At 68.5% G+C, this 25,075-nt stretch carries 20 protein-coding genes and 6 pseudogenes; 15 read left to right on the top strand and 11 right to left on the bottom strand.

Going from position 1 to position 25,075, the window contains the following annotated elements; all coding sequences use genetic code 11:
- Positions 1-321: 321 nt before the first annotated feature.
- The 3 genes from AB0950_RS36410 to AB0950_RS36400 form a co-directional block, all read right to left on the bottom strand.
- Complete coding sequence (locus tag AB0950_RS36410; RefSeq protein ID WP_360161392.1) at positions 322-717, bottom strand: DUF2267 domain-containing protein; 396 nt, start codon at positions 715-717, stop codon at positions 322-324.
- A gap of 431 nt (positions 718-1,148) precedes the next feature.
- Positions 1,149-2,102, bottom strand: coding sequence for an AI-2E family transporter (locus AB0950_RS36405; protein ID WP_360161394.1), 954 nt, complete (start codon positions 2,100-2,102; stop codon positions 1,149-1,151).
- Between the two features lie 382 nt (positions 2,103-2,484).
- Positions 2,485-2,661 (bottom strand): hypothetical protein, encoded by a 177-nt coding sequence (locus AB0950_RS36400; RefSeq protein ID WP_360161396.1) that lies wholly within the window; start codon positions 2,659-2,661, stop codon positions 2,485-2,487.
- A gap of 196 nt (positions 2,662-2,857) precedes the next feature.
- Between AB0950_RS36400 and AB0950_RS36395 the strand changes: the two genes are divergently transcribed.
- The 3 genes from AB0950_RS36395 (at position 2,858) to glgX (ending at position 6,298) form a co-directional block, all read left to right on the top strand.
- On the top strand, positions 2,858-3,274 hold the full coding sequence (locus tag AB0950_RS36395; RefSeq protein ID WP_366780373.1) for an STAS domain-containing protein: 417 nt from the start codon (positions 2,858-2,860) through the stop codon (positions 3,272-3,274).
- A gap of 125 nt (positions 3,275-3,399) precedes the next feature.
- Positions 3,400-3,849, top strand: a complete 450-nt coding sequence (locus AB0950_RS36390; protein WP_360161400.1) for a MarR family transcriptional regulator — start codon at positions 3,400-3,402, stop codon at positions 3,847-3,849.
- A 307-nt stretch (positions 3,850-4,156) separates the two neighbouring features.
- Positions 4,157-6,298 (top strand): glycogen debranching protein GlgX, encoded by a 2,142-nt coding sequence (glgX, locus tag AB0950_RS36385; protein WP_366780372.1) that lies wholly within the window; start codon positions 4,157-4,159, stop codon positions 6,296-6,298.
- Between the two features lie 2 nt (positions 6,299-6,300).
- Here glgX and AB0950_RS36380 read toward each other — a convergent pair.
- Positions 6,301-6,579: pseudogene (locus AB0950_RS36380) on the bottom strand (amino acid transporter); the annotation flags it as partial.
- 735 nt (positions 6,580-7,314) lie between these two features.
- Positions 7,315-8,942 (bottom strand): annotated as a pseudogene (locus tag AB0950_RS36375) (CocE/NonD family hydrolase).
- A gap of 178 nt (positions 8,943-9,120) precedes the next feature.
- Between AB0950_RS36375 and AB0950_RS36370 the strand changes: the two are divergent.
- The 5 genes and pseudogenes from AB0950_RS36370 (at position 9,121) to AB0950_RS36350 (ending at position 14,453) form a co-directional block, all read left to right on the top strand.
- Positions 9,121-9,837 carry a TetR/AcrR family transcriptional regulator C-terminal domain-containing protein gene (locus AB0950_RS36370; RefSeq protein ID WP_360161404.1) on the top strand — a complete coding sequence of 239 codons (717 nt, stop codon included), beginning with the start codon at positions 9,121-9,123 and terminating at the stop codon, positions 9,835-9,837.
- 591 nt (positions 9,838-10,428) lie between these two features.
- Positions 10,429-10,773 (top strand): hypothetical protein, encoded by a 345-nt coding sequence (locus tag AB0950_RS36365; RefSeq protein ID WP_366780371.1) that lies wholly within the window; start codon positions 10,429-10,431, stop codon positions 10,771-10,773.
- Positions 10,774-11,727: 954 nt separating this feature from the next.
- Positions 11,728-12,123, top strand: coding sequence for a MarR family transcriptional regulator (locus AB0950_RS36360; RefSeq protein WP_366780370.1), 396 nt, complete (start codon positions 11,728-11,730; stop codon positions 12,121-12,123).
- 122 nt (positions 12,124-12,245) lie between these two features.
- Positions 12,246-13,835: pseudogene (locus AB0950_RS36355) on the top strand (MFS transporter); the annotation flags it as partial.
- A 9-nt stretch (positions 13,836-13,844) separates the two neighbouring features.
- The gene (locus tag AB0950_RS36350; protein ID WP_366780401.1) at positions 13,845-14,453 is read left to right on the top strand and encodes a carboxypeptidase-like regulatory domain-containing protein; all 609 of its coding nucleotides are present in this window, start codon (positions 13,845-13,847) and stop codon (positions 14,451-14,453) included.
- Between the two features lie 388 nt (positions 14,454-14,841).
- Here AB0950_RS36350 and AB0950_RS36345 read toward each other — a convergent pair whose 3' ends face one another.
- Complete coding sequence (locus AB0950_RS36345; RefSeq protein WP_366780369.1) at positions 14,842-15,849, bottom strand: alpha/beta hydrolase; 1,008 nt, start codon at positions 15,847-15,849, stop codon at positions 14,842-14,844.
- 182 nt (positions 15,850-16,031) lie between these two features.
- Between AB0950_RS36345 and AB0950_RS36340 the strand changes: the two are divergent.
- A pseudogene (locus AB0950_RS36340) lies at positions 16,032-16,508 on the top strand (SDR family NAD(P)-dependent oxidoreductase); the annotation flags it as partial.
- A 112-nt stretch (positions 16,509-16,620) separates the two neighbouring features.
- Here AB0950_RS36340 and AB0950_RS36335 read toward each other — a convergent pair.
- Entirely contained in the window at positions 16,621-17,856 is a 1,236-nt protein-coding gene (locus AB0950_RS36335; RefSeq protein WP_366780368.1) for a PP2C family protein-serine/threonine phosphatase, read from the bottom strand.
- A gap of 333 nt (positions 17,857-18,189) precedes the next feature.
- On the opposite strand from AB0950_RS36335, the gene AB0950_RS36330 reads away from it, so the two are divergent.
- Entirely contained in the window at positions 18,190-18,390 is a 201-nt protein-coding gene (locus tag AB0950_RS36330; protein ID WP_360162915.1) for a hypothetical protein, read from the top strand.
- Here AB0950_RS36330 and AB0950_RS36325 read toward each other — a convergent pair.
- From AB0950_RS36325 to AB0950_RS36315, 3 genes and pseudogenes are all read right to left on the bottom strand, one after another.
- Positions 18,306-18,575: a DUF6207 family protein gene (locus AB0950_RS36325; RefSeq protein WP_360162938.1), complete on the bottom strand. Its 270-nt coding sequence runs from the start codon at positions 18,573-18,575 to the stop codon at positions 18,306-18,308. The genes AB0950_RS36330 and AB0950_RS36325 overlap by 85 nt on opposite strands.
- Positions 18,576-18,588: 13 nt before the next feature.
- Positions 18,589-18,636, bottom strand: a pseudogene (locus tag AB0950_RS36320) (hypothetical protein); the annotation flags it as partial.
- Positions 18,637-18,724: 88 nt separating this feature from the next.
- Positions 18,725-18,927, bottom strand: a pseudogene (locus AB0950_RS36315) (hypothetical protein); the annotation flags it as partial.
- A 299-nt stretch (positions 18,928-19,226) separates the two neighbouring features.
- Here AB0950_RS36315 and AB0950_RS36310 point away from each other — a divergent pair.
- The 5 genes from AB0950_RS36310 to AB0950_RS36290 all read left to right on the top strand — a co-directional run bounded on the left by AB0950_RS36310 (position 19,227) and on the right by AB0950_RS36290 (position 23,386).
- Positions 19,227-19,721: a hypothetical protein gene (locus tag AB0950_RS36310; protein WP_360162918.1), complete on the top strand. Its 495-nt coding sequence runs from the start codon at positions 19,227-19,229 to the stop codon at positions 19,719-19,721.
- Positions 19,722-19,839: 118 nt separating this feature from the next.
- Positions 19,840-20,373 carry a hypothetical protein gene (locus AB0950_RS36305; protein WP_360162921.1) on the top strand — a complete coding sequence of 178 codons (534 nt, stop codon included), beginning with the start codon at positions 19,840-19,842 and terminating at the stop codon, positions 20,371-20,373.
- A gap of 36 nt (positions 20,374-20,409) precedes the next feature.
- Positions 20,410-21,423 (top strand): hypothetical protein, encoded by a 1,014-nt coding sequence (locus tag AB0950_RS36300; protein ID WP_366780367.1) that lies wholly within the window; start codon positions 20,410-20,412, stop codon positions 21,421-21,423.
- A 19-nt stretch (positions 21,424-21,442) separates the two neighbouring features.
- On the top strand, positions 21,443-22,777 hold the full coding sequence (locus AB0950_RS36295) for a Dyp-type peroxidase (RefSeq protein ID WP_366780366.1): 1,335 nt from the start codon (positions 21,443-21,445) through the stop codon (positions 22,775-22,777).
- 216 nt (positions 22,778-22,993) lie between these two features.
- Positions 22,994-23,386 (top strand): hypothetical protein, encoded by a 393-nt coding sequence (locus AB0950_RS36290; RefSeq protein ID WP_360576233.1) that lies wholly within the window; start codon positions 22,994-22,996, stop codon positions 23,384-23,386.
- 831 nt (positions 23,387-24,217) lie between these two features.
- Here AB0950_RS36290 and AB0950_RS36285 read toward each other — a convergent pair.
- Entirely contained in the window at positions 24,218-24,751 is a 534-nt protein-coding gene (locus tag AB0950_RS36285) for a glycosyltransferase family 2 protein (RefSeq protein ID WP_366780365.1), read from the bottom strand.
- Positions 24,752-25,075 lie beyond the last annotated feature (324 nt).

Here is a 25,075-nt window from a genome sequence, read left to right as displayed (position 1 = left end):
CAGGTCAAGAGGGCCCCGGCCGCCTCGGCCGGTCACCGGAGGATTCTCGATCCGCCCGAGGGCCCACTCGTATGCCGCAGCCGCCCCGATGGAGAATTGCGACGAGCGTAGCCTGCCGTGGATCGCCAGGTCGTCAAGTGCACGTTCGACTTCGACGTACGGTCGCGCGCCCACTCGCGCGACACCGCCTCCATTCACGTCCTCAGGCAAAGTCATGTCCTGGACGTACCCCTTCTCGTCTGTCTCCGGCTCCGCCCTTCGGGTGGGCTGGTCCGTGAGGCGGCAAGTACCGGCGCAGCACCGGCTAATGCGAGTGGCCCGTCAGGTGTGAACCGGATGGCCGAACAGCAGTCCATAGCCGGGAGGCAGCTGGACGAGCATCTGCTGGACAAGCTGGCTGTCGACGCAGTCCGCCACAGTAGTGAGGACCGCGCTGGCATCCCAGCGCGCGGTTTCCTCGGTTGCGCCGTCGATCAGCAGAGTCACCGCCGCGACGAACTCCGTCGGTGTCATCGGCCTGGTGGCCGGCAGCGGATCGAGCAGGAGTGGCTTGCACCTCAGTGGTAGCTGCGCTGCCAAGTCGGTGCGGACCTCGCCCTCAAGTTGGGCGCCCAGTGCGGTCAGGACCGCGCGGACGACGCTTTCGGTCTCCTTGTCAGTGGTGTACGCACCGCTCTCACGCACCCGGCCCAGGAACAGATCCCACGGCAGGTTCATTCGGAACGCCCCTTTCGCGCTTCATGTTCGCTGGGTGCGTCGCGTACCCCCTCAGCCACCGCGGATGCCCTGGCTGCGCCGGATGGGTGGCGGAACGACCAGGCGGGACAACCACCACGTCCTTCGTCTTCTTCGCGCCGGTGCGGCTGTTCCTGGTCCCGCGGCGCCGTTCCGCGCTGGTGCGTCGCCCTGTTCTCCGTGGTCGACGTCGGCTTCGCAGGGTTCTCCTGAGCCTGCTCTGGATCAGCGACGTTCTGGTGCAGTCGGCTCCTGGGCCTGGGCGTCGTCGCCACTGCCCAGGTCCTCGATGCATGGCCTGCCTTGTCCAGAACCGCACTTCCGGTGAGTGAGGGCCGCCTGGGACCGGAACGCGCCGAGATGGCTCCGAACGGTGTGTCGGGTGCGCGCCGCCGGGAGCCCGCGTCGATGCCTCATTTCGCGTCGGTGCGGGGAAAGACGTACTCGTCCAGCAGGATGCCGATGGCGACGGCGGCTGGTACGGCGACCAAGGCCCCGATGATCCCGAGCAGCGCGCCACCCACGAGGACGCCCACGACGGTGACCACGGGATGCACGTCGACGGCGTACTTCATCGCGCGGGGCATGATCAGGTAGTCCTCGGCAAGGCGGAAGCCGACGTAGAAGCCGGCTGTGGCACCCGCGACCGGCAGGGAGACCGACAGGGCGACCAGGCTCACGGCCACCCCGGCGACGGTTGAGCCGACGACCGGGATCAGGTCCATCAGCGCGACGAAGAAGCCCAGGGCGGCCGGGTACGGTACACCGATGGCCGCACACCAGGCGAAGGTCGCGAGCCCCGCGATACCCGAGGTTGCGAGGTTGGCCAGCATGAACCGGCCCGTCCGGGTCAGGATCTCGTCCGTCACCGTCTCGGCTCGCGCGCGTTTACTCGCGGGGACGAAGCGGAATCCGAACTGTTTGATGTCGGGCAGGGCGGCCATCAGGTAGACGGTCACGACCACGACGATGACCGCCGACGTGACCAGACTGAGCACTATCTTTCCCGCTCCCAGCAGCCCGCCGAGGACACTGGAGCCGCCCGAGGCCAGTGCGCTGCGGACCTTGGAGATCAGGTGGTAGCGGTCTTCCAGGTGACCGAGGAAGGTGTGCCGGTCGTGCAGCTGGGTCAGCCACTGAGGAATCGCTTTGGTCAACGAGTTGACCTCGTCCGTGACCGGCTGGGCGATCAGTGCGACGAACCCCGCCAGGCACAGCACGAACGCGAGGAGGACGATCAACACCGCCCAGCCGCGACGTAGGCGGTGTCTGGTCAGCAGGGCGACCAGCGGCTCCAGTCCGATCGCGATGAAGACGGCCGCCAAGAACAACGACAGCAGCTGTCCGATCTGCAGCACGGTGTGCACCAGCAGCCAGGCCAGAGTCGCACCGAGTCCGAGAGCAAAGCCCGCCCGCAGCCACGACCCACTGCGTTCTGCGGGACGCGGGCGGATGCTTCCGAGTCCTCCCCCGCCCTGCCCGCCGTTTCTTGGTCCCCCGGCAGCGGCCCGGGTTCCCTGCAGCGATCCTTTCGCCGCCCGCCCACGACGGCGGGCGCGAGCGGCGTAGCTGCGTGCCATGAGCAGCCCTCCTCAGCGCGCATCGGACCGTCTTGATCGAACTGCCGAGCCGCGTCCCGTGCCCAGCCACTTGTGCCCTCCTCCCCGATCTTGTGTCGCTCAAGCCGTACCCGCACGTCCGTAACAGGCCGCCGGGAAGTGCCGGCAGGTGGAGGTTCCTGAGAGGTCTTCAGCGTCTGCGGCCGCGGACGGTCCAGCCGCCTCCAAGGCCTGCGAGGTGCAGGGCCAGAACCGTGAGACCAAGGAGCATGACGTTGGTTGAGGTGAAGGTGTGGTTGGTCGAGATATCCGCCGCGTTGATCAAAAATGCGATGAAGAACAGGGCAGCAGAAAAGATGGCCAGCATGGCTTTCGGTCTCCTCGTCGGGTGACGTCTGTGGTGCACTGCACTCCGAATTCCCGCCTCCTGGCATCTCACACCAACGGCGTACAAGTCCGCCAAGTCTCGTCGGCGCTGCGGCGGTTGGGCGGGGACATTTAGGACAGGCGCCACTTCACGGTGCGACCTGCGTGCCGTGGAAAATGGCAGGGAGGGCATCTGAATGTCCCGTGTTCCCTCGGTCACGAAGACCCATACCGGCCGTTGTCTGGTGGCCGCCTTCAGTGGCGACATGGATTACCTGACCGGGCCGATGTTTCGAACCGAGCTCTTGAACCTCATCGATTGCAGCGAACGGTACATCGTGCTGGACCTCGCCGGTGTCTCATTCTGCGATTCAGCGGGCTTGAACAGCCTTCTTGCGGCCCGTCGGCGCGCACATACGGCCGGTGCGAGGCTGGCGCTGGCCGGCGCACAGGAGCAACTGCGACAGCTACTGAAGCTCACCGGCGTCGACAGAATTCTCGACGTCTACGACGCCACGGAAGATGCCGTCACGGACCTTTCAAGCCACAGCGGCGGCAATTCGAGGAATGAGAGAAATATCGGTCCCCAAACGAAGACCGTGTCACCCGAATGACCTACCAACTCTACATATTATTCACTTTCCGTCCCAGCTCATAGCATTTTCGAACATACAGGCGGGGCTGAGGGTCCTTCGGTCGGGTAAGCGCGTACTCGACGGCATCGAGGAAAGGGGAAGCCATGTCAGTGGAACCCGAACGTGCCGAAGCGAGTCCTGCCGCGGAACACGTCGCCGAAGCGTTGGTCAAGTTGTGGCAGCAGGCCCATGAGGACGTCGCCCCCACGGTTTCCGAAGAGCAGATGCGCGTGCTGCTCGCCCTGGGCAGCGAGCCCGCCGATCCTGACCGAATTGCCCATGACCTCTGCGTCAGCGCCTCATGGGTAAGTCGGTTGCTCGACCGCTTGGAGCAGCGCACGCTGGTACGGCGCCTCCCGTCCGGCGAGTTCTCCCTCACAGGCGCCGCAAACTGTGTGCTCGAAGCGACACGTCAGCGCCGCCGGCAACTTCTGGAACAGACACTGGTGACCGCCGCACCACCAGACCGCCCGGTATTGCGGGATATCTTCAACCAGCTGTACGGAGTTGCGAGCCCCTTGGTCCGGGTGCCTCATAGCCGCTCGCCGCTCTGATCGTGGTTTGTTTCCCTCGGGCTGCCCCGGAGAGCTTGCGGGCAGCAGCCCGAGCGCACTGAAACAGCTGCTGCCCGCAGGTCCCACTCTTGCGCTGGAAGGCACTCCCCGCTACTCATGCGCCCCCTTCGACGTACGCCGTGGTCAGCCCCGGTCTGCTGGTGGGGCCCGACGAGATGCTGCGACTTCACACTCCATCGCCCAGCCCTGGCAGGGCAGGCATGCGCGCATGCTCACCGGATGACGCGGGCAAAAGGGAACGACGGGTGCGGGCTGCCCGCCGTCCTTGCTGGGGAGGCGCGTGATCATGCGTATATGGCAGGAGAGTACTGAGGTAGGCCCGCGACCGGGTCAGATGTCGCCATTGGGCGCGACGTTCGACGGTGCGGGGACGAACTTCGCCGTGTTCTCCGAGGTGGCGGAGCGCGTGGAGCTGTGTCTCTTCGACGAGGATGGCGCGGAGGAGCGTGTAGCACTGAGAGAGGTGGACGGCTTCGTCCACCACATTTATCTGCCGGACGTAGGCCCGGGCCGGCGCTACGGGTTCCGGGTACACGGTCCATACCGGCCTGAGCGTGGTGAGCGCTGCAACCACAACAAACTGCTGCTCGATCCGTACGCCAAAGCGATCGAGGGCGAGGTCGAGTGGAACGAGGCGCTCTTCCCTTACCACTTCGACGCCCCCGGCCGACGAAACGACATGGACTCCGCCCCCTACGCACCGAAGTCAGTGGTGGTGAACCCCTTCTTCGACTGGGGCAACGACCACCCGCCACGGACCCCGTATCACGAGACGGTCATCTACGAGGCCCACGTGAAGGGCATCACGCAGACCCATCCGGCGATACCGGAGGCGATGCGCGGCACATACGCGGCGCTGGCGCACCCGGCCATGGTCGACTACTTCGCCACGCTGGGCGTCACCGCGGTGGAACTGATGCCGGTCCACCACTTCATCCACGACCACGCGTTGATACAGAAGGGCCTGTCGAACTACTGGGGTTACAACACCCTCGGCTTCTTCGCCCCGCACAACGCCTACTGCTCCTCCGGCCAGCGGGGCGAGCAGGTGCAGGAGTTCCGCTCGATGGTCAAAACCCTGCACGAGGCGGGCATCGAGGTCATCCTCGACGTCGTCTACAACCACACCGCTGAGGGCAACCACCTCGGCCCGGTGCTGTCGCTGCGCGGCCTGGACAACGCGGCGTACTACCGTCTGTCCGCGGAGCATCCGCGGTTCTACTGGGACACCACAGGCACGGGCAACAGCCTGCGGATGAACCATCCGCACACCCTGCAGCTGATCATGGACTCGCTGCGGTACTGGGTGACCGAGATGCACGTCGACGGCTTCCGCTTCGACCTGGCAGCCACCCTTGCCCGGCAGTTCCACGAGGTGGACCGGCTGTCGTCGTTCTTCGACCTCGTCCAGCAGGACCCGGTCATCTCCCAGGTGAAGCTCATCGCCGAGCCCTGGGACGTCGGCGACGGCGGCTACCAGGTCGGCAACTTCCCGCCGCTGTGGACCGAGTGGAACGGCAAGTATCGCGACACCGTACGCGACTTCTGGCGCGGCGAGGGCGGCACACTCGGCGAGTTCGCCTCCCGCCTCACCGGCTCCTCCGACCTCTACCAGAACGACGGCCGCCGCCCCTACGCCTCAATCAACTTCGTCACCGCGCACGACGGCTTCACCCTGCGCGACCTGGTCTCCTACAACGGCAAGCACAACCAGGCCAATGGCGAGGACAACCGCGACGGCGAGAACCACAACCGCTCCTGGAACTGCGGCGCGGAGGGCCCCACCCACGACCGCGGCATCCTCGCCCTGCGCGCCCGCCAGCAGCGCAACCTCCTCGCCACGCTGCTGCTCTCCCAGGGCGTGCCCATGCTGCTGCACGGTGACGAACTCGGCCGGACCCAGCGCGGCAACAACAACGCCTACTGCCAGGACAATGAATTGACCTGGATCGACTGGCCCCATGTCACCGAGGGGAGCGAACTGCTCGACTTCACCCGCAAGCTGATCGCTCTGCGCCGCGACCATCCCGTCTTCCGCCGGCGACGGTTCTTCCGCGGACGGGCTGCGCACACATCCGGCAATGCGGTGAAGGACATCGCCTGGTTCACCCCCGCCGGACGCGAGATGACCGACACCGACTGGGAGACCGGCTTCGCCAGGTCCCTGATGGTCCACCTCAACGGCAAAGCCATCACCGAACCCGACCTGCGGGGGCTGCGGGTGGAGGACGACTCCTTCCTCCTGCTCTTCAACGCCCACAGCCAGGCTCTCGCGTTCACCGTTCCCGAAAGGCTCGATCCGTGGTGGGCGGTGGAAGTGGACACCGCCATCCCCTACACCAAATACCGGCCACTGATCAAGGGCGGCAGCGAGGTGGAGGCCGAGGCCCGTTCCATGCTCGTCCTCCGCGCCCACCAGGACCGGTGAATTCAGCTCACGTGGGCGCGCGGCCGTCGCTCCCGGTCCGGCTCGGCGCGGCGCAGTACCTCGCGGGTGACCGTGGCCACCTCTGCGTCGCCGAAGACCAGGAAGCAGAGCAGACGGCCTACCGGCCCGCCCTCGGACCAGCTGAAGTACACATGCGGAACCTCGCCCGTGCGGTCCCGCAGCGCCAGCAGGATCGCCGCAATCGTGTGGGGAACCGTCGGACCCTGCACCCGTAGCCGGGCCACTTCATCCCTTTGGGTGCCGTGGACGGTGACGTCCGCAGCGGCGCACGGTGCAGCCCAGGGCGCCGGGCCATCCGCTCACTCAGGCCTGCAGAAGCCAGGCCCTCCATCGCCCCCAGGAAGGTCGCCTCAGGTGCGCGGGACGTGCTGCTGTCAGTGTCCGCCACCTCACGTCGGTCATAGGGTCCGTTCCGCGGTCGAGGTGCACGGCTGCGCCAATCCGTGACGGGCAGCGCTTCCCGCTTGTTGGCAGCCTGGGGCGACGTCCAGACGTCTGACGAACCACTCATGGATTGACGCTTGGCCCACTGCCGGCGCGCCGCTCGGATGTACGGCGGAGGAAGGCCTCTGGCCCGTCACCACAGGGGGGACGACGAAACAGAGGCCGGCCAGGGACCGCGCCACAACCTCCCCAGGTGCGGCGCGGTAAAACCACCGATACCCCCCGAACGGGCCACTCAATCAGGGCGCGGATTCAGGCCCGACGAGCACACGCCAAACGGCCCCCGGGGATCTGCCAGGGCAAGCGCGGACAGATCATGCAGACGTACAGGAGGAGTTGCAGGCGCTGCTGGCCGATGAGCGCAAGCACGACGTCCGGACGAGGACGTCGCCCGGCTGTCCCACTCCGCCACTCCAATGTCGACGTGCCGGGCCGCCCCTCCCACCCTGGTCGGCGGCGGCCTGCGCGCCCTGCGCAAGCCAGAGGCGGCCGGCTTGGACGATGGAGACGGCGCCGAGGAGTGAGCCGGGCCGTCGGGTCCGGCTGGCTGGTCAGCCGTTCCCCGCAGGGCTGAGCCCGGAACTGTGGGCATGCATTGCAAGCATGAGCGCCGAGTCCGTGTGGAGCGTGATACGCACCGGTGTAAAGGTGGTGGCGTCCACCGGTGATTGCCCGGTCCGGGATTACGGGCGTAGCGCGGATGGGCGCCTCCGCTGATCTGCCAGCGTATGCGGTGGCCGATGGCAAAGCGGTGGGCGGTGGAGCTCATCGGCACGGTGATCCGCGACGGCTCCTGCCCGTCCGTCCGCAGCCGGCCCAGCCCGTCACAGATGTTGACGGAGCGGCCTTGTGGGTCCACGTCGCACAGACGGGTGAAGACGTCAGCGTGGCCGGTGTCCGTGGAGATGCTCAACCGCGCGGAGACCGGCCCAAGGATGTCGACGGGCTCGGTCAGCGGAGGTCCGGTGAATGTCAGGACGTCGTCCCGAGCCTCCAGGCTGCGGTTGTCGCGGGGACCGGCGGTGCGGGAGAGCAGCGGGCCGCCGAGGGACGGGGTGGGGTCGGCCGGGTCGTAGCGGAACGACGTCAGTGGTGCGGAGTCCGTGGGCGGTTGCCGGGTGAGATGCCCCTGCGCGGTGGGAAACCATGGGTCGACCGCCGTGGCCGGCGGCCATTCTTCGAGGTCCCGCCAGGCGTTTTCGCCGCCGACGTGGACGCGCACCCGTGTGAGACGGAGACCGGAGGGATCTGCGTACAGGTGGGTGCGCAGCCAGGAGAGACTTTCAGCGAACACCTCAGGCCATCCCTGTTGCAGGGCGGAGGTGTGGGTCCAGGGGCCGACGAGCAGGGCGGTCTCGCATCCGGCCTTCCGCAACCGGTCGTACTGCTCGAGGGTCTGGTCGGCCAGCGCGTCGTGCCACCCGGTGATCAGACTCGTGGGCACGCTGAGCCGCTCCGCCACCTGCGCCAACGACGCGCCGTGCCAGTACGCGTCCTTGGGATCCGGGTGCGTCATGACGTCGTCCAGCCAGGGCAACTCGCCCCCGAGGGCGGACACATATGCACCGCGCAGGGGCTGCGCGGTGGTGACGTCGCGCAGGCGGCGCTGCAGGCGCAGGGTCGCCCTCAGGAACGGTGGCATGCCCTGGTGCTGATAGGTCATGCCCACGCCGACTGCGAGGGCTGTCTCCAGGCGTAGCACACCGTCCGCGTGAAACAGGGCGTAGGGGTCGTACATGCCCACCTGCACCACCATCGCCTTCAGCTCCGGCGGCGGGTCCACGGCGAGGGCCCATTGCACGTAGCCCAGGTAACTGGGGCCGACGGTACCCAGTGTGCCGTTGAACCAGGGCTGCTCGCGCAGCCAGGACACCGTAGCCTGGCCGTCGGCGGCCTCGTTGCGCCACAGGTCGAACGCACCCCCCGAACCGCCGGTGCCGCGGCAGCTCTGCAGGATCACGTGAAAGCCCTGTTCGGCGAAGAGCAGACCGTACATCGGAGACCACGGCACGCCCCTGCCGTACGGCGAGCGGACCAGGAGCGTGGGGAAGTCGCCCTCGGTGCGCGGAAAGTAGTGGTCCGTGATCAGCAGGCTGCCGTCGGCGGCCGGCACCACCAGCCCCGGCTCCCACCCGACATCGTGCAGTTTGGCGGGGAGACGGCGCCACGTCGCCCTCATCATCCGTGAGGCCATGGGCGGTTTCCCGGAAGGCGGTGTCCAGGCCGGCCCCGGCACAGGACCATGCGTGCGTGACGTCATCGTTCCCCTCCTTGATTTCCCGTACGATGTACGAGAATAGAGGATGCTTGACTGAGGCGCACAAGGGTCGCCGCGATCAAGGAAGGGAACGTGGACAATGCCCCGTGACGGTGAGAACGACGCTCCGGGCGTCGACCCTCAGCGGCTCTGGCTGCGCTCTGTCCAGCCCCGCCGGGGCCGCAAGCCGGCGTACAGCCGGGAGGCGATCACCGCGGCGGCCGTCGCCCTGGCGGACGCGGAGGGCCTCGAAGCGGTCACCATGCGGAAAGTCGCCGCACAGGTCGGAGCCGGCGTCATGTCGCTCTACAGCTATGCCCCCGACAAGGAGACGTTGCTGAACCTGATGGTCGACCACGTCAGCGGCGAACTGACGGTCATGGACCCGCCTAGTGGCGACTGGCGCGCCGACCTGAAGACGATTGCCCACCTGCAGCGCGCACACATGCTGCGCCACCCCTGGCTGCCCGCCGCCTTGTCCACCCGTCGCGTTCCGGGCCCCAACACGCTGGCCTTCCTGGAACACGCGCTCGCCGTCTTGCGACCCACGGGGCTGGACGGTGCGGCAAAGCTGGAGGTCTTCGCCCAGATCACCGCATTCGTGGCCGGACACGTCGCCCACGAGATTGCGCAGGCCGCAGCCTCACGGTCGCCCGACCGAGCCGCAGCCGAAGCCCGCTACCTCGCCGCCGTCGCCGCGGACGGCCACCACCCGGAACTCGCCGAAGCCCTCTCAGCCCCCAAACGCCCCGTCACCCCCGAAGCCACCTTCACCCGGTTCCTCAACCGCCTGATCGACGGCCTCGACACCGACTGATCCCGCTCCGCCCTTTCACCGCGCCCGTTCTCACAACAGAACAGACGCAAGAGTTCTGCGACAGGCCCGGAGTGTGATCCGGTTCCGCAGCTCGCCACTCGCATTCCTCCTACCCGCGCTCCGCGAGGAACTTGACGTCCTGATCCCCGCCGACCGCGGCCCCGGCCAGTCGACACCGGGCGGCCACCGACAGCGACATCGGCCAGTGTGCGGGGAGACCGGCTGTGTACCCGCGCCGACTCGCGACGTCAGTCCGGACACGCCACCATCAACTCGCGAGTACGGGGAGCGATGCGAACCACGCCGCCCGCCCACCACACACGCTCCACCCGCACCGCATTCAGGTGCGGAGACACGATCCGTACGAGGTCATCACACTCAGCCGACACCGCCGCTACCCGTGACGGAGCGTCACCGGCGCACGGGAGCACGCCACAACTTCACGGAGATCTTGCCAGGGCCACGTTCACGTGTACGCCGACACCGGCCAGCCATGCGCGATCGGCCCCTTGACGAGCTCCTGCTCGAGCACGGTGCACAGGGCCTCACTCAGCTTGGGCCGTGAGACGGGCCCGGCAGCAGAAAACGGGCGTGTCGGCGTACGTCGGCGACGGCACACAGCGATGGCCGGCAGTCAACCGGCTTGACGCCGCCCTGCTGTTCCGCATCGCACTCGAGGAGGCTGCGCCGGGCACGGTCCTGCACGCGGTAGCCGACGGGGGCGACACCATGAGGTCGCTGGCCGAGGCCATCGGCCGTGTTCTGGCGGTGCCGGTCGAGTCGGTGCCGCCTGAACGCTTCAGCGTCATCGGTCGCGTGTTCGCCCTTGACATGCCGTCCTCGAGTGCACTGACCCGGGATCGGTTCGGCTGGCAGCCCACCCACCCGAGCCTGATCGACGACCTCGCTGCCGGCGACTACCCCGCCCTGGGCTGAAATCCCCAGGATGCCGCCGGGACCGGACAGGGTGAGTGACTACCGACCGTCCGCGCACACCGGGCCCCCTGCCTCCGTCCGGGCGCTCGACGAAGGCGTCGACTGGAGCTCCCCTTTGACCAACGTCGCCGCGGCTGTAGGCGGCGCCGTCACCAGCGGACCATGAGGAAACCGCGGAGCCATCGTCGGAGCTCGCACGGCCCTTTCCGCGGACCGGCCCATCTCCCCATCGGATGGCTGCTCGGCCCGGAAACCGGCGGGGCCGGTGGGCTCCTGCTCTCCCGCTACCGGCTGGCGCATACCGGCTGCGGCGGCAGCGGGCGCGTCCCCGGCGGGCGCGGGGGCGGGGTACTTCGCTGTCCAGCCCTGCAGCAGCCGCCGGTACGTCGACAACCGCGGCCCCTCGGCTCCGACCGGCCGTTCTCCTAGTTCTTCACCGTGCGTCGACCTCATCACCCGGGCCAGACCCGCCTGACGAGCACGCTCCCCCACAGGCGGCAGCACCGGCTCCTCCTGAAGCAGGGCATCCACCGCCGGACACAACTCCTCCTCCGACACCACCCACCCCAGCTCCCGGCCCCCACCCCAAGCCTTAACCAGGTATTCACCCCTATTCGGACTATCCGAGTAGCGACCACCTACAGCGAGGCCGCGAACGGGGCGGGCCATCTTCCTGCGCGCCCCAGGCAGGGCCGAGCACTCGCCCCGTAGGCAGCGGCTGCCGGGGGGCGCCCGGTTGGCGTTGGACGCCCTCGCGCACGACCGAAAACCACGACACCGTGACCTGACCGCCCAGGATCTCCCTTCCGAAACTTTTCATAGGCCTCCTATATAGGAACGTGATATTTAAGGAGGGTGCATCACTCCCCCGCGGACGCGGACGCCCAGCAGACCGCGCGATCGCTGGCGGAGACGGCCTCGGCCGTGATCAGGGTCGTGACGGACCGCCGTGGCGTGAGCTTCACAGCGGCCTCCACCCTGGCCCGGCTCGAGCGCGAGGGCCCGGTCCGGCTCACGGTCCTGGCAGTGGCGGAGGGCGTGACGCAGCCATCGATGACCCAGTTGGTGCAACGGCTGGAGCGCCAGGGTCTGGCCCGGCGCATCAGCGACGAGGGCGACGGGCGAGTGACCCTTGTGGCCATCACCGACGCCGGTCGCGCGGTGCTCTCCACGCGCCGGCAGGCGCGGGACGCCCGCCTGGCCGATCTGGTGGCCACGTTGCCGGACGACGATCAGCGAGCACTGGACGCGGCCATGCGCATCGTCGCTCCGCTCGTCCAGCGCATGCTCGCGGACCACCGACAGCCGGAGCCCCTGCCCGAAGGGCGAGACACCGGGAGCGAGCAATGACGAGCAGCAGGACCGATCACATACCCGGTGCCGCCGACCCGGCGCGGCGCCGCGGTCGAGGATGGATCGGCTCGGACCACCCCGGCTACAAGTGGGTGGCGCTGACCAACACCACGCTGGGCATGCTTCTCGCCACCATCAACAGCTCGATCGTGCTGATCTCGCTGCCCGGCATCTTCACCGGCATCCGACTCGATCCTCTGCAGCCCAGCAACGTCAGCTACCTGCTGTGGATGCTCATGGGCTACATGCTCGTCACCGCGGTGCTGGTCGTCGCGCTCGGCAGGCTGGGGGACATGTTGGGCCGGGTCCGCATCTACAACGCGGGCTTTCTGATTTTCACGCTCACCTCGGTGATCCTTTCGCTGGACCCCTTCCACGGCGGCAGCGGGGCGCTGTGGCTGATTGGCTGGCGCATCGTCCAGGCGGTCGGTGGCTCGATGTTGATGGCCAACTCCGCGGCCATCCTCACCGACGCCTTCCCCGCACGTCAGCGCGGGATGGCGCTCGGCGTCAACATGGTGGCGGGCATCGCGGGCTCGTTCCTCGGTCTGGTCCTCGGCGGGGCGCTCGTCACCTGGAACTGGCGCTCCATCTTCTGGGTCAACGTGCCCATCGGCCTGATCGGCACGGTATGGGCGTACAAGTCCCTGCACGAGACCGGTGTCCGCAGGCCAGGACGCATGGACTGGTGGGGCAACATCACCTTCGCCATCGGCCTGACCGCGCTGCTGGCGGGCATCACCTACGGCATCCAGCCGTACGGCGGCCACACCATGGGCTGGACCAATCCCTGGGTGCTCGCAGGACTGATCGGCGGAGTCGCGATGCTCGCCGCTTTCTGCGTCGTCGAGACGAAGGTCGCCGAGCCGATGTTCCCGCTCCGGCTCTTCCGGAACGCGGCGTTCGCCGGGGGCAACGCCGCCACCCTGCTCGGCGCCATCGCCCGGGGCGGACTGCAGTTCATGCTCATCATCTGGCTGCAGGGCATCTGGCTCCCCTTGCACGGCTACGACTACGCCGACACGCCGTTGTGGGCCGGTATCTACATGCTGCCGCTCACCATCGGTTTTCTGGTCGCCGGACCCGTCTCCGGCGCGCTGTCCGACAAGTTCGGAGCCCGTCTCTTCGCCGCCTCCGGCTTCCTGGTGATGGCGGCCTCGTTCGCCGGACTGCTCGCCCTGCCCAGTGACTTCTCCTACTGGGTGTTCGCAGCACTGATCTTCCTCAACGGCCTCGGCGGCGGCCTCTTCGCCGCTCCCAACACGTCGGTCATCATGTCCAACGTCCCGGCCGACGCCCGCGGCGCCGCCTCGGGGATGCGCGCCACCTTCCAGAACGCCGGCATGGTGCTGTCCATGGGCGTGTTCTTCTCGCTGATGGTCGCGGGACTGTCCGGCACACTGCCGCATACCCTCGCCTCGGGCCTGACCGCCCAGGGCGTCCCGCCGAGCGCCGCTCACAACGTCGCGGGGCTCCCGCCGGTCGGTGTCCTTTTCGCCGCGTTCCTGGGCTACAACCCCATCCGGCACCTCCTCGGCCCGGCCATCCTGGAACACCTCTCGCCCGGCGCCGCGGCACACCTCACGGGGCGCGAGTACTTCCCCCATCTCGTTTCGCAGCCTTTCCACGACGGCTTGGTCGTGGTCTTCTCCCTGGCCATCGCCATGTCGATCGCCGCAGCGGCCGCTTCACTGGTCAAGGGCCGCCGCCCCGACACGGTGCCGGCGACGCAGCCCTCGGCGCCGGCGCCGACTCCCTCCGCGCCACCCCCGGTGCGGACCGAGGGCTCCGCAGCCGCTCCGTCGGCTTCGACGCTCCACGGCCTCGTGCGAGACAGCGCCGGCCGTCCCATCGCCCACGCGACCCTCACCCTGGTGGACAGGTACGGCCGGCAGCGCTCCCTCGCCAGGACGGGCGAGGACGGCACCTATGCGCTGACGGCCGAGGACTCGTTGCCGTGCACGCTCGTCGTGTCGGCCGAGGGGTACCGTCCCCGGGCCGTGCAGATGACCTCCGCGACGCCATCCGCCCCGGAGGTCACCCTGGCCGGACTCGGCCGCGTCGGCGGGACGGTCCGCCATGGCCGCACAGGTCTGCCGGTGAGTGACGCCCGTGTCACCGTGCTGGACTCCTCGGGCAAGGTGGTCGCCTCCGCGCTGACGGTCACTGACGGCACATATACGCTCCAGGACCTGGCCCCGGGCGACTACACCGTCGTCACGACCGGCTATGCGCCCGTCACCGCGCAGGTGCCCCTGGGCGAAGGGGAGACACGCCAGGTCGATCTGCATGTCGGCCACTGCAGCACCGAGAGACCGACGAGCTAGTCGCCCTGGCTGGCTACCGGCCGAGGAGCTGGCGGGTCGGGAGAACAGCTTGCGCCAGCTGCCGCCGACCTGCCGAGCGCGACCACCTCCGTCAATTTTCGCGCCTGCTGCGTGGCTGGTCGGACCGAGGTGCCGAGCAGCCCGGAAAGTCCGCGGCGGAAATCGTCGAGTCCCCGACGCCCAACCCGTCAGACGAGAAACTGGACGAGGCAGCGACCACGCTCGGCCTCTACCAGCCTTCGCAGGCAGGCACTCTCCGTCAGTTGGCGCCCGTGAGAACGCCAGCGGACAGACACCGATGTCCTTGGAGTCGCGCACCGCGACATGGTCCTCCAATTCGCGATCTCCACGCAGCCGTTAGCATCCGGTCACCAGGGAAGCCGCAGGGTCAGCGGGAGGACCTGATCGAGGCCGCCGTGAGTCTGTCCACGGCCCTTGCGACCGCCTGAGGACTGGAGATCATCGTCAGGTGCCGGGCGCCCGGGATGAGCGTCGCGGGCGGTGCCCCGATGCGCCGGGCGGTCTCCTGCGGTGTCTGCCGGGTGAACACGTCGTCCTGGGCGCCGAACACCACCGACTTGGGCAGGCGCACCCCGGCGAGCCGAGCCACCTGGTCGGCGGGCAGGCCCGGCACCCCGGCGGACAGCATGCTCCAGAGCGCTTTCTCCGCGCCCGGCACCTGCAGGGGGCGTCGCCACTGATCCAGGCCGGCGGGGTCCAGGCGCGGACAGGCAGGTCCGCACTGGGCGTCGTACACGCTGCGGATCACCGCGTCGATGCCGAGGCCGATCCGCAGCAGGCTGGTGCGGTACGGGTCGATCAGCACGTACGTGAAGGCCCGCGGCGGCCCGGCGCCCGTGTCGAGGGCGTCGCCGTCGAGGAGCATCACACCGCCCAGCCGGCTGGGGGCGCGCAGGGCCGCCTCGGTGACCACGGCGGCTCCGCTGGAATGCCCCACCAGCAGCGGGCGCTCGCCCGGTCCGCCGAGGTGCATGGCGTCCAGGAAGCCGAGGAGCTGCCGGGTGAAATGGTCGACCGTGTACGGACCGTGGCGCTCGCTGTATCCGTCGCCCGTCAGGTCGAGCGCGTACACCCGGTGGTCCCGGGCGAGCAGCGGGGCGAGACGCGACCAGGTGTCCACGGATTCGAAGGCGCCGTGCACCAGGACGACCGGCGGGCCCGTCGTGCCCCAGGTCTGGAAGCGTGTGCGGATGTCGGCGGCCTGTACGTACCTGAGGCCCCGCGGCGGCGCGGCGCGCCCGGCCGTGACGGAGTTGTAGACGAAAGAGGCCGCCGTGCCGACCACCAGAACGACGGCACAGCCCAGGGCGGCGCGCCCCAGCCACCGCCGCAGCCGGGAACGACGTGGCCGCTGCGCGGGAAGATCAGCTGTCACAGCCCACAGCATCGCCCATGGCCCACCCCGGGTAATCGTGCGGGGGGAGTCGTCCTGACTACTCCGCCGGGTGTATGGCACACCGCGACCGGAGCGAACTCGCTGTCCGGGTGGGGCCTGCGCTGAAGGGCATGAGCCCAAGATCAGGGCGTCTGCGGCACGAACTCTTCTCCCGCGGTGGCTCGGGGCTCCGCGTGGTCGTGCCCGGCCGCCGCCCGGCCGTGGCCGAGCAGGCGCCGACCGGCATCTCCGGAGTCGAACTGGACGAGCTGGACCTCGGCGACCTGGAGAGTGTGCGCGGCTTCTCCGAGCGGTTCCTGACCTCGGGACGGACCCTCGACCTGGTGATCGACAGCGCCGGGATCATGGCGTGCCCTAAGACACGGGTGGGGCCGGGCTGGGAGGCCCAGTTCGCCACCAACCACCTCGGTCACTTCGCCCTCGTCAACCGTCTGTGGCCCGCGATCGCGCCGGGCGGCGCCCGGGTCGTCTCCGTCTCCTCGCGCGGCCACCACCTCTCCGGCATCCGCTGGGACGACATCCACTGGCGCCGGGGCTACGACAAGTGGGCGGCCTACGGCCAGGCCAAGACCGCCAACGTCCTGTTCGCCGTCCAGCTCGACAAGCTCGGCCGCGATGCCGGCGTCCGTGCCTTCTCATTCGGGTAGGTCCCGAGCCGCCCCGCAAGGGCTGTAGAGGAGTGCGAAAGCTCGGTCTCCAGGAAGAGGCGCGGCCTGAGAGCCGTCCGGCACCGTCGAAGAGAGCGCTGAGTTACGACTGGTCCTTCGTGCGTGCGGCTGAGGCCTGCTGAGTGTCCGCGCCGGACCCGACGTGCCGCTGGGTTTCCTGGGGACCGTGCCAGTCCAGGCACACGGCGGTGGCATCGTCCTCAAGCCGGCCGTTGGCGGCGTCCCGGACCGCGGACGTCAACGCCAGCGTGGTCTCCCGCGGGTGCAGATTCCGGGTGCGTTCCACCAGGGCGGCCAGGTCGACCTTCTCGCCGTGACGTTCGAGCATGCCGTCGGTGAACATGAGCAGACGGTCACCGGGCCGCAGGTCGAGGTCCTGCACACGGTAGGGGTGGGGAGTCAGCTCGGACAGCCCGAACGGATGGTCCACTTCGCAGGTGATCGCCTCCACAGCTCCCTCGCGCATACGCAGTGGCCAGGGATGACCCGCGTTGACGAGCCGGGCCCGCCCGGTGTGGAGGTTGATGCGCAGCAGCTGTCCGGTGGCGTGACCGCGGCCGTGGTCGATCAGTGCCTGGTCGGCACGGTGGGCCTGTTCGGCCAGGTCGGCGCCCGCCCGGCGGGCGCCGCGCAGGGCGCCCACCAGGACCGTGGCGGCCAGGGCGGCATCGATGTCGTGGCCCATGGGGTCGGTCACCGACACATGCAAGGTATCGCGGTCCTGGGTGTAGTCGAAGGTGTCACCGCTGAGGTCCTCGGAGGGCTCCAGGTTCCCGCTCAGCGTGAACTGTGCAGCCTCACACGACAGCGACGGAGGCAGCAGCTGGTACTGGATTTCAGCCGCCAAGGTGGGCGGCCTGGAGCGTTTGCCCCAGGCGTAGAGGTCGGTGAAGCGCCCGTTGGCTATCACGATGTAAGCCAAGGCGTGTGCTGCTTCCCCGACCGCGTCAAGGACGGCCTCGCCGGGATCGGCCGGCAGGAGCACCTCCAGCAGCCCGATCGCGTCACCCCGATTGGTGACCGGCACGATCACCCGATGTCCGTGACTGGTCGCCTCCTGGTGCAGCCGCTGGGTACGGATCACTTCCTCGTAGACGCTGCCGAACAGGGGGATCCGCTCCGCCTCCCGCTCGCTCGCCGCAGCGGCGGTCGACAGCCGCGCCACCGCCTTCCCCGTCAGATCCACGATGAGGAAGGAGACCTTCGCGGCGTTGAAGCGCCGCCGCAGGTCCTCCGCGATCACGTCGATAGCGTCCGCCGGCGCCGCCGTCTCCGCCGCCGCCAGCAACCGGGGCAGTCCGCTCTGTCCACCACTCACGACCGCGGCCCCTTCCACCAGCCCCTCCCACCAGCTTGGGAATCGCCGCAGCGAGCGTCAAACCGTGAACAGTCACGCTCCGGCATTAGCCCACGGACGCGGCCAACCACGGCTGCTCCGGTATAAAACCCGACGAGGCGCCCGGCCGAAGCCGCCCCATTTCAGGCAGCCAGAGCCAAGGTGCCCGTAAGCCGCCCCGGACGGTACTGCTGGGCCGCTACGACGCAGTGGGCCATCTGCAGCACGCCGGCCGTAGCACCACACTGTCCAGGCCGCCAGCCGCGCCCTGGCCGACCTGCTGGCCCCGCCAGCCGGCAGGCACCCGTGGCAGGGATGGACGTTCTCGGCAGGCTGGGAACACAGCGCACGCTCGATGTGCACCTGGTGCAGCCCGAGGCGGTGATGGAGGTGGCCGTCGACGTCGCCCGGGACAGCTCCGGGCGGTGGCGTCACCCTGCCCGGCCGCACCGCATCCGCACAGACGTCGACGTGGCGCAGGTACCGCTGTTCGGCGAGGACGCTGCCTTGTCATAGGCCTCTTCCGACCGTGGTCGGCTTCGTGGGGTCGACCACGGCGGGAAGCTCCTGGCGCAGACGAGGTAGCAACCCAGCCGTACACCCGGCTCACCGGGCGTCCTGGTCGTCCGGTCGTCTGTCGCCGTCGCCCAGCGTTCGGTGAGCGCCGTCTGGAAAAGCGAAAGCCGTGTCGTCGTCTGCAGCCACGACGTCTACAACGACGAGCCCCGGTTCCGCGACGTGTTCATCCCTGCTCGTCCTCATGCTCTGGTCGACGTCCACGGGCGACGGGCGACGCCCGGTTCATAAGGGACTGGGATGTCACCCGGTTGAGTGTCCCTGCCGGCAGTCGTCACGGGATGTCGCCGCTCCACTCGAAGCGGGTCGGGTGGCCGGGGCGCCGGTCGTACATGGCTCGTCCGCCGGCTCCGGGCTGCCCCAGCTTGTCTGGAGGGCTACGCCGGTGTCCGCCTCCTCCTGCGTCCAGCTGGTGATGTCGAGCAGCAGGCCGCTGAACAGTACGGCGTAGCGTCGGCCTGGCCATGGGCCCGGGTCTGCGCGCCCGGCTCAAGGCCGGATACCGCCGATGACGCATACGCAAGGGGAACGTCTGGCGGCCCGCACTGGGGGTGGACTTCGCCCGTTTTCCCCGCTGTCCAACGGGATCGCGGCCCGCTGTGCCCCTACCGAACCCGACCAGGACGGCGACATCCACCTTTGTCTCGTCGCAGAGCTGACCTGCACAGACGACGCCGGTCGGCACTGACCGCGCGACGGCCTGTTGCCGTGCGGCGCACCACATAAGTGACCACACTGGGATCATGGAAGATCGGCCTCCTATGCAAAGGCCGCCCATGCCGCACGCGGATGCCGCGGAGCGGCACGATTACACGGGTGCCGTGTACGGCTCGCTGCTCGCGGCCTCGGTCGTGGTGGGGGCGGGAACCGGCTCGCTCGGTTCCCGCCCTCGGCTGGAACTCGTTCTCCTGCTTCTAGGCACAGGGTTGGTGTTCTGGGCGGCCCACGTGTTCGCCCGGCTGTTCGGGGCGCGGGTCATGTACGTGCCCGTGAGCGCGAGGGAGATCCGGCGGGCGTGCGTGACCGAGTGGCCCATCGTCACGGCGGCCGTCCCGCCGGCCGTGGCGGTCAGCGTCACCCCCCTGCTGGGCATCGGCCCGAGAGGGGCTCTGTGGCTGGCCCTGGGCGTGGCGCTGGCCGGTCATGTCGGCTGGTCCACGGTCGCCGCCGTGCGCGCGGGGGCTTCCCGCCGCGCGGTGGTGACCACCGGGGCCGTCAACCTGATGCTCGGGCTGCTCATCGTGCTCCTCAAGGTCGCCGTGACGCACTGACGTCGGCGCCGCCCGACGCGCCTGATCAGCTCCCGCCCGCTCGGCAGGCGCCCTCGGCCGTCGAGTGCAACGCTGAAGGTGGACCGGTCTCGGCCTCCGGATGCGGAAGGGAACGGACATGGAGATCAAGCCACAGGCAGTCGTCATCCCCAAGGAGACCGGCCATCTGGAACAGGGCAAGTACGGCCCCGTCTTTCCGAGAACTCCGGCCTGCTACGGATTCACCATCGTCGCGAACGTCAAACCGGGCAGGGCCGACGCGATACGGGAGCACGGCCATGCCCTTGCCCGAGCGCTGGAGCAGGATCCCTACCTCCTCGCACCGTTGAAACTGCACTATCTGCGCTGGGTGCTCTTCGACGACGACACACGCTTCATGTATCAGGGGATCTTCGACACCGACTTCGACAAGTACACCGAGGACGCCGTCGCGCTTTTCAGCAAGGCGGGCGTGAGCACAACCTTCGAGAACCTCGAAGGATTTCCCGAGGACTGGCGGACGAACCCCGAGGCGTTCGTGCGCTTCGTACGGGAACACCACTGTCCGAGCTTCATCGAGTACGGAGAGTACCCATACGTGACGGCGGACGAGATCAAGAAGGCGTTGCTGGTCAAGAACGCCCTGTCGCAGATGCTCGACCAGATGCAGTGAGACGACCGACGGTCGGGCCCGGTGAGACGAGTGACAATGAGCGAGGTCAGGACCGCGCGCACGTACAACCAGAGGCACATTCCGCGGGAGTACACCCCTGGCGGGCGGCGGGTGAGCATCTACGTCTCGTGGAGCTATCCGGCCGAGGCCGGCCGCAACCCCGCCGAGCTGGACAACCGGTTCTCCACGATGACCGAGGTCAGGCGGGCGGCATGGCCGGCGTACGAGGACCCGCAATGGTCCGACCCGTACCGGTTCCAGCAGGGCGTCGCCGGGTCGCTGGAGCTGTTCTTCTGGGCCTGGGTGCCGTTCCAGGACTTCGTCGAGGAGGTCACGGGGCATCCCGTGCCGGTGTACCAGCGCATCGACCAGGCAGGTTTCTTCACACCGCTCGACGAACGGGTGCTCGACGACACGGACGTCCTGTTCGTGTTCGGGCTGGACCACGCGGTCACCGAGCAGGAGGCACAGCCCGGGGAGATCGAGGCCCTGCGGGCGTTCCTCGCCCGGGAGGACACCCGTCTCGTCCTGGGCCCGCACCACGACGTGGGCGCATCGGACGATCCGTCGGTACGGGAGATGGAATACCGCCATCACGGCGATCCCCTGGTGCCCCGCCAACAGCGGTTCGCCACCTACGTCAGGGACGTGATGCGGGGCCTCGGAGTACCGGTCATGAACCGGTACGGCCTGCGTCCGGCGACCCGCGTGGGCAACCAGATCGCCCCTCTGTCCACAGTCCGGGACCTGGACCGGAAGGACTGGCTGGACGGGGTGACGAACTTCAACTTCCACATGCACCTGCCGCACTACGACGTGACGACCGACGACCCGGACACCGTCCACGTGCTGGCCAGGCAGCCGATCGACATGTCGCGGCCGCATCCCTTCACCGAAGCCGGCAACACCGAGTTCAACATGCTCCTGTGGATGCCTCCCGGCGGCGAGCGCGCCGGCGATCTGCTGCTGGCGGACTCGACGATCTTCAGCTCCTTGTTCGGCGGGGACGAGAGCCTGCGGAACTTCTGGCGCAACCTCGTCTCCAAGTAGGGCCATGGGGAGGTCAACCGTGAGCGTTCACCCGGACGTCGCGCTGGAACTCGACGACATCCAGCGCGGGGTTCTCAGCGGCCGGCCCACGCCTTACGCGGCGACCTACCTCGCCTTCCGCATCGACGACCGGGGGCACGGGCGGGAGCTGATGCGGCGCGCGAGTACGGCGGTGACCTCCGCGGCGGACTCGGTCAGCCCCGTGGGAGAGACCTGGGTGAGTGTGGCCGTCACCTGCCGCGGCCTGGAGGCGCTGGGGGTACCGCGCGCCTCACTGGACACGTTCGCCTGGGAGTTCCGGCAGGGGATGGCGGCCCGTGCCAGAACGCTGGGTGATGTGGGCGACAGCAGCCCCGAGCACTGGGAAACGCCACTGGGCAGCCCCGACGTCCATCTGGTGCTCACCGCGGTAGCGCCCGACCCCGAGCACCTGGAGGCGGCCCTCGACCGAGCCCGCCCCGCTTACGATCGGCTCGCCGGGGTGACGGCGATATGGCGGCAGGACTGCCACGCGCTGCCCACCGAGACCGAGCATTTCGGCTATCGCGACGGTGTCAGCCATCCGGCCGTCGAAGGCAGCGGGATACCGGGATCCAACCAACTGGAAGTGCCGCTGAAGGCTGGCGAGTTCATCCTGGGCTACCGGGACGAGCTCGGCGGTGTGCAGAGCCCACAGCCCACCGTGCTGGGCCGCAACGGCAGTTACGCGGCCTTCCGCAAGCTCCATCAGAACGTCGCCCAGTTCCGGCGGTACCTGAAGGACAACTCCACCGGGCCTCAGGACGAAGAACTGATCGCCGCAAAGATCATGGGGCGCTGGCGCAGCGGTGCTCCCCTGGCACTGGCTCCGCACGCCGACGATCCCGCACTCGGCGCCGACCCGCACCGCCGCAACACCTTCCTGTACAAGACCGACGATCCGGCGGGATTCACGACGCCCGGCAGCAGCCACATCCGCCGCGCCAATCCCCGCGACGCCTCCGTGGCAGGAGAGGTGCGGCTGCACCGCATGATCCGACGCGGCGCCGTCTACGGCCCGCCGCTGCCCGAGGGAGCGCTGGAGGACGACGGCGCCGACCGCGGCCTCATGTTCGCGTTCATCGGAGCACACCTGGGGCGGCAATTCGAGTTCGTCCAGACGCAATGGATGAACGACGGCGTCTTCTTTGGCGCGAACGACGCCAAAGACCCCGTCACCGGAGCCCACGACGGGTCCGCCGGCTACACCATTCCCCGCCGCCCGCTGCGCCGACGCCTCGCCCCACTGCCGCGGTTCGTCGTCACCCGAGGAGGCGAGTACTGCTTCCTGCCGAGTTTGACCGCCCTGCGCTGGCTCGGCGACCTCCACGACTGACAGCGCGGCGACGGGCACCCCGACACCGTCCGGCCATTGCCCCGCACCCGAGGGGAAACCCGATGGAGACCCTGCACCTGGTGCTCAACGCCGTCACCGTCATCTTCATCGCGGCCACCATGTTCGCCGCCGGCCTGGGCGGTATCGGCGCTGCGCTGCGTCTTCACCGTCCTGGTCGCCTCGTCCCCGGGCGGCCCCTTCGGGGCGAAACTCGCCATGGTGCAGAGCGGCGACGTCGTCGGCGGCGCGGGGATGCAGGTGCTGCTCGCCTCCGTCGGCAGCATCACCTTCGCCCCCACAGCGGGCGTCCTCCTCAACGCCGCCGACGTGGGCATCGACGTCTCCCTCGACGCCGGAACACTGATCAGGACCGTAGCCCTCCTGCAACTCGTACCCTTTGCCATCGGCCTGCTGATGCGCCGCTACGCCACGCCCACCGCACAGTCATGGCACCCCGCAGCAGCGTCCGTCTCCAACATCACGTTCCTGATCGTGCTGGTAGGCAGTTCCTCGGCAACTGGCAAGGCGTCGTCGCACTCCTCGGCTCCCTCGCCCTCATCGCCGGTTTCCTGCTCTCCGCCGCCGCCTTCGCCGTTGGCACGCTGCTGACCACGGGTCCGTCCGTACGACGCACCATCATGGGCAGCGTCGCCTCGGTCCGGAACGCCGGTCCCGCAATGGCCGCGATCGGCATTGCCTTTTAACGACCAGCCTGCCGTCCCGGGCGCACTCGCCGCCATCCTGCTCAGCGGACTGGCAGCAGCCCTGCCTATCGCCACGCTGCTCGGTCGCCGACGAACTGTACCCACGGCTGTGGAGAGGGAGACGGTGCGGACGGCCGACGATGGCGAGCCCGTGTAGGGCATGAGCCTCGCAGGGCACTCCTAGAACGGATCCAGCACACACGAGGCCGGGAATCGCCGTGAACACGTGAGACTGCAGAGAGGCATTTTCCCGGGCCAGACGCCTTAATCTCAACGTTTCCGCAGGTCACAGCCTCGCCCAAGGAAAACTCCTAAAGCGAGTGTCGCAGGTTCGAATCCTGCCGGGGGCGCAGTGAGAAGGGCCAGCTCAGGAGGGGGTTGGGGTTTCCTACCAGGCTGGCTCTTCGGCGCTTCAGGGGTCGTGCCACAGACGTGCCACCACGGGCCCGCAGTGTCCTTCTCGGACGTGTGGGCAGCTACTCCCCCATCGCCCCGATCATGGCACCACGCCGGTCGGCGTTGGCGGGGAGACCCCGGTTCTGGCAGGCGGCCAGGGTGGCCACTCCCAGGATCAGGAGGACCACCATGGTCGTCTTCTTCCTGCGGGCACCGCGTCCTTGGACTCTGCCACCTTGCGCGTGCCCCAGTGCGTCGTCCGGGCCTGAGTCAGCGCCCAGTACATCTCGGGCTTGATCAGCAGCAGGTTCACCAGCGAGACCAGCGGCGTCAGCAGGGGTCACGCGAAGAGCTTCTGCCGGGTGCCAAGCTCGGGCCTCAGCGCGGCGTACATGCCCGTCTGGGCGTAGGTCAGGATGATCCAGTAGCCCAGGCCGTACAGGAACATCACCTTGCTGCCCGTGCAGTGCGGGATCACCAACAGCACCCAGGCGGAGAACACCGGCGAGAGCGCGGTGAGCACGAGGCCGTACAGCCGGAGGAACAGTGGGGCCGCCGAGAAGTTCGTCAGCTCCCAGCGCACGTACTTCCAGTACGACTTGAACCACCGCACCCGCTGGGTCCACAGCTCGCTCAGGTCCTCCGGCATCGCGCTGTACACCCACGCCTCGTTCACCGCGACGACCTGGCCGTGCTGGAGCGCGTAGTACGTCAGGCGACGGTCGTCACCGGCCGAGCCGGAGGTCACGTAGTCCTCCAGGTTGGCCAACACGAACTCCTTGCGATACAGGCCGAGGATGCCCGAGGTGGGCGCCACGGCGCCGCCCTGGGAGCGCGCCATGCGGGTGACCAGGCACCCAGTCACGATCTCCACGTCGCGCGGATCCAGGATTTGATCCTGCGACAGGCCGCATGTCAAGCAGCGACTCGCCGACACTTCCCGGCGACCCACCACCACCGCGGGTGACTAGGCGCCAGAAGATCACCTACAAGGGCTAACGGTGACTCAACTTGCCTTAGTGACAGCATTTTTGGCGACCGACCAGCTCCACTCCTGAGTGGCGTAGAGGGCCTCCGCATGCCCGATCAGCCCTACGAAACCAAGATTCCGATTTGCTCGATATGACAGCAATAGGGGGTGTTAGTACGTTCAATCACGCACCGGCTGCCACAGCGGGCGCTCCTGCCCCAGTCTCAG

Origin of the sequence: Streptomyces sp. NPDC007189 (assembly GCF_040703635.1) — a bacterium.
In the GTDB taxonomy this organism is placed as follows: Bacteria; Actinomycetota; Actinomycetes; order Streptomycetales; family Streptomycetaceae; genus Streptomyces.
This window is presented reverse-complemented; position numbering and strand designations above follow the sequence as displayed.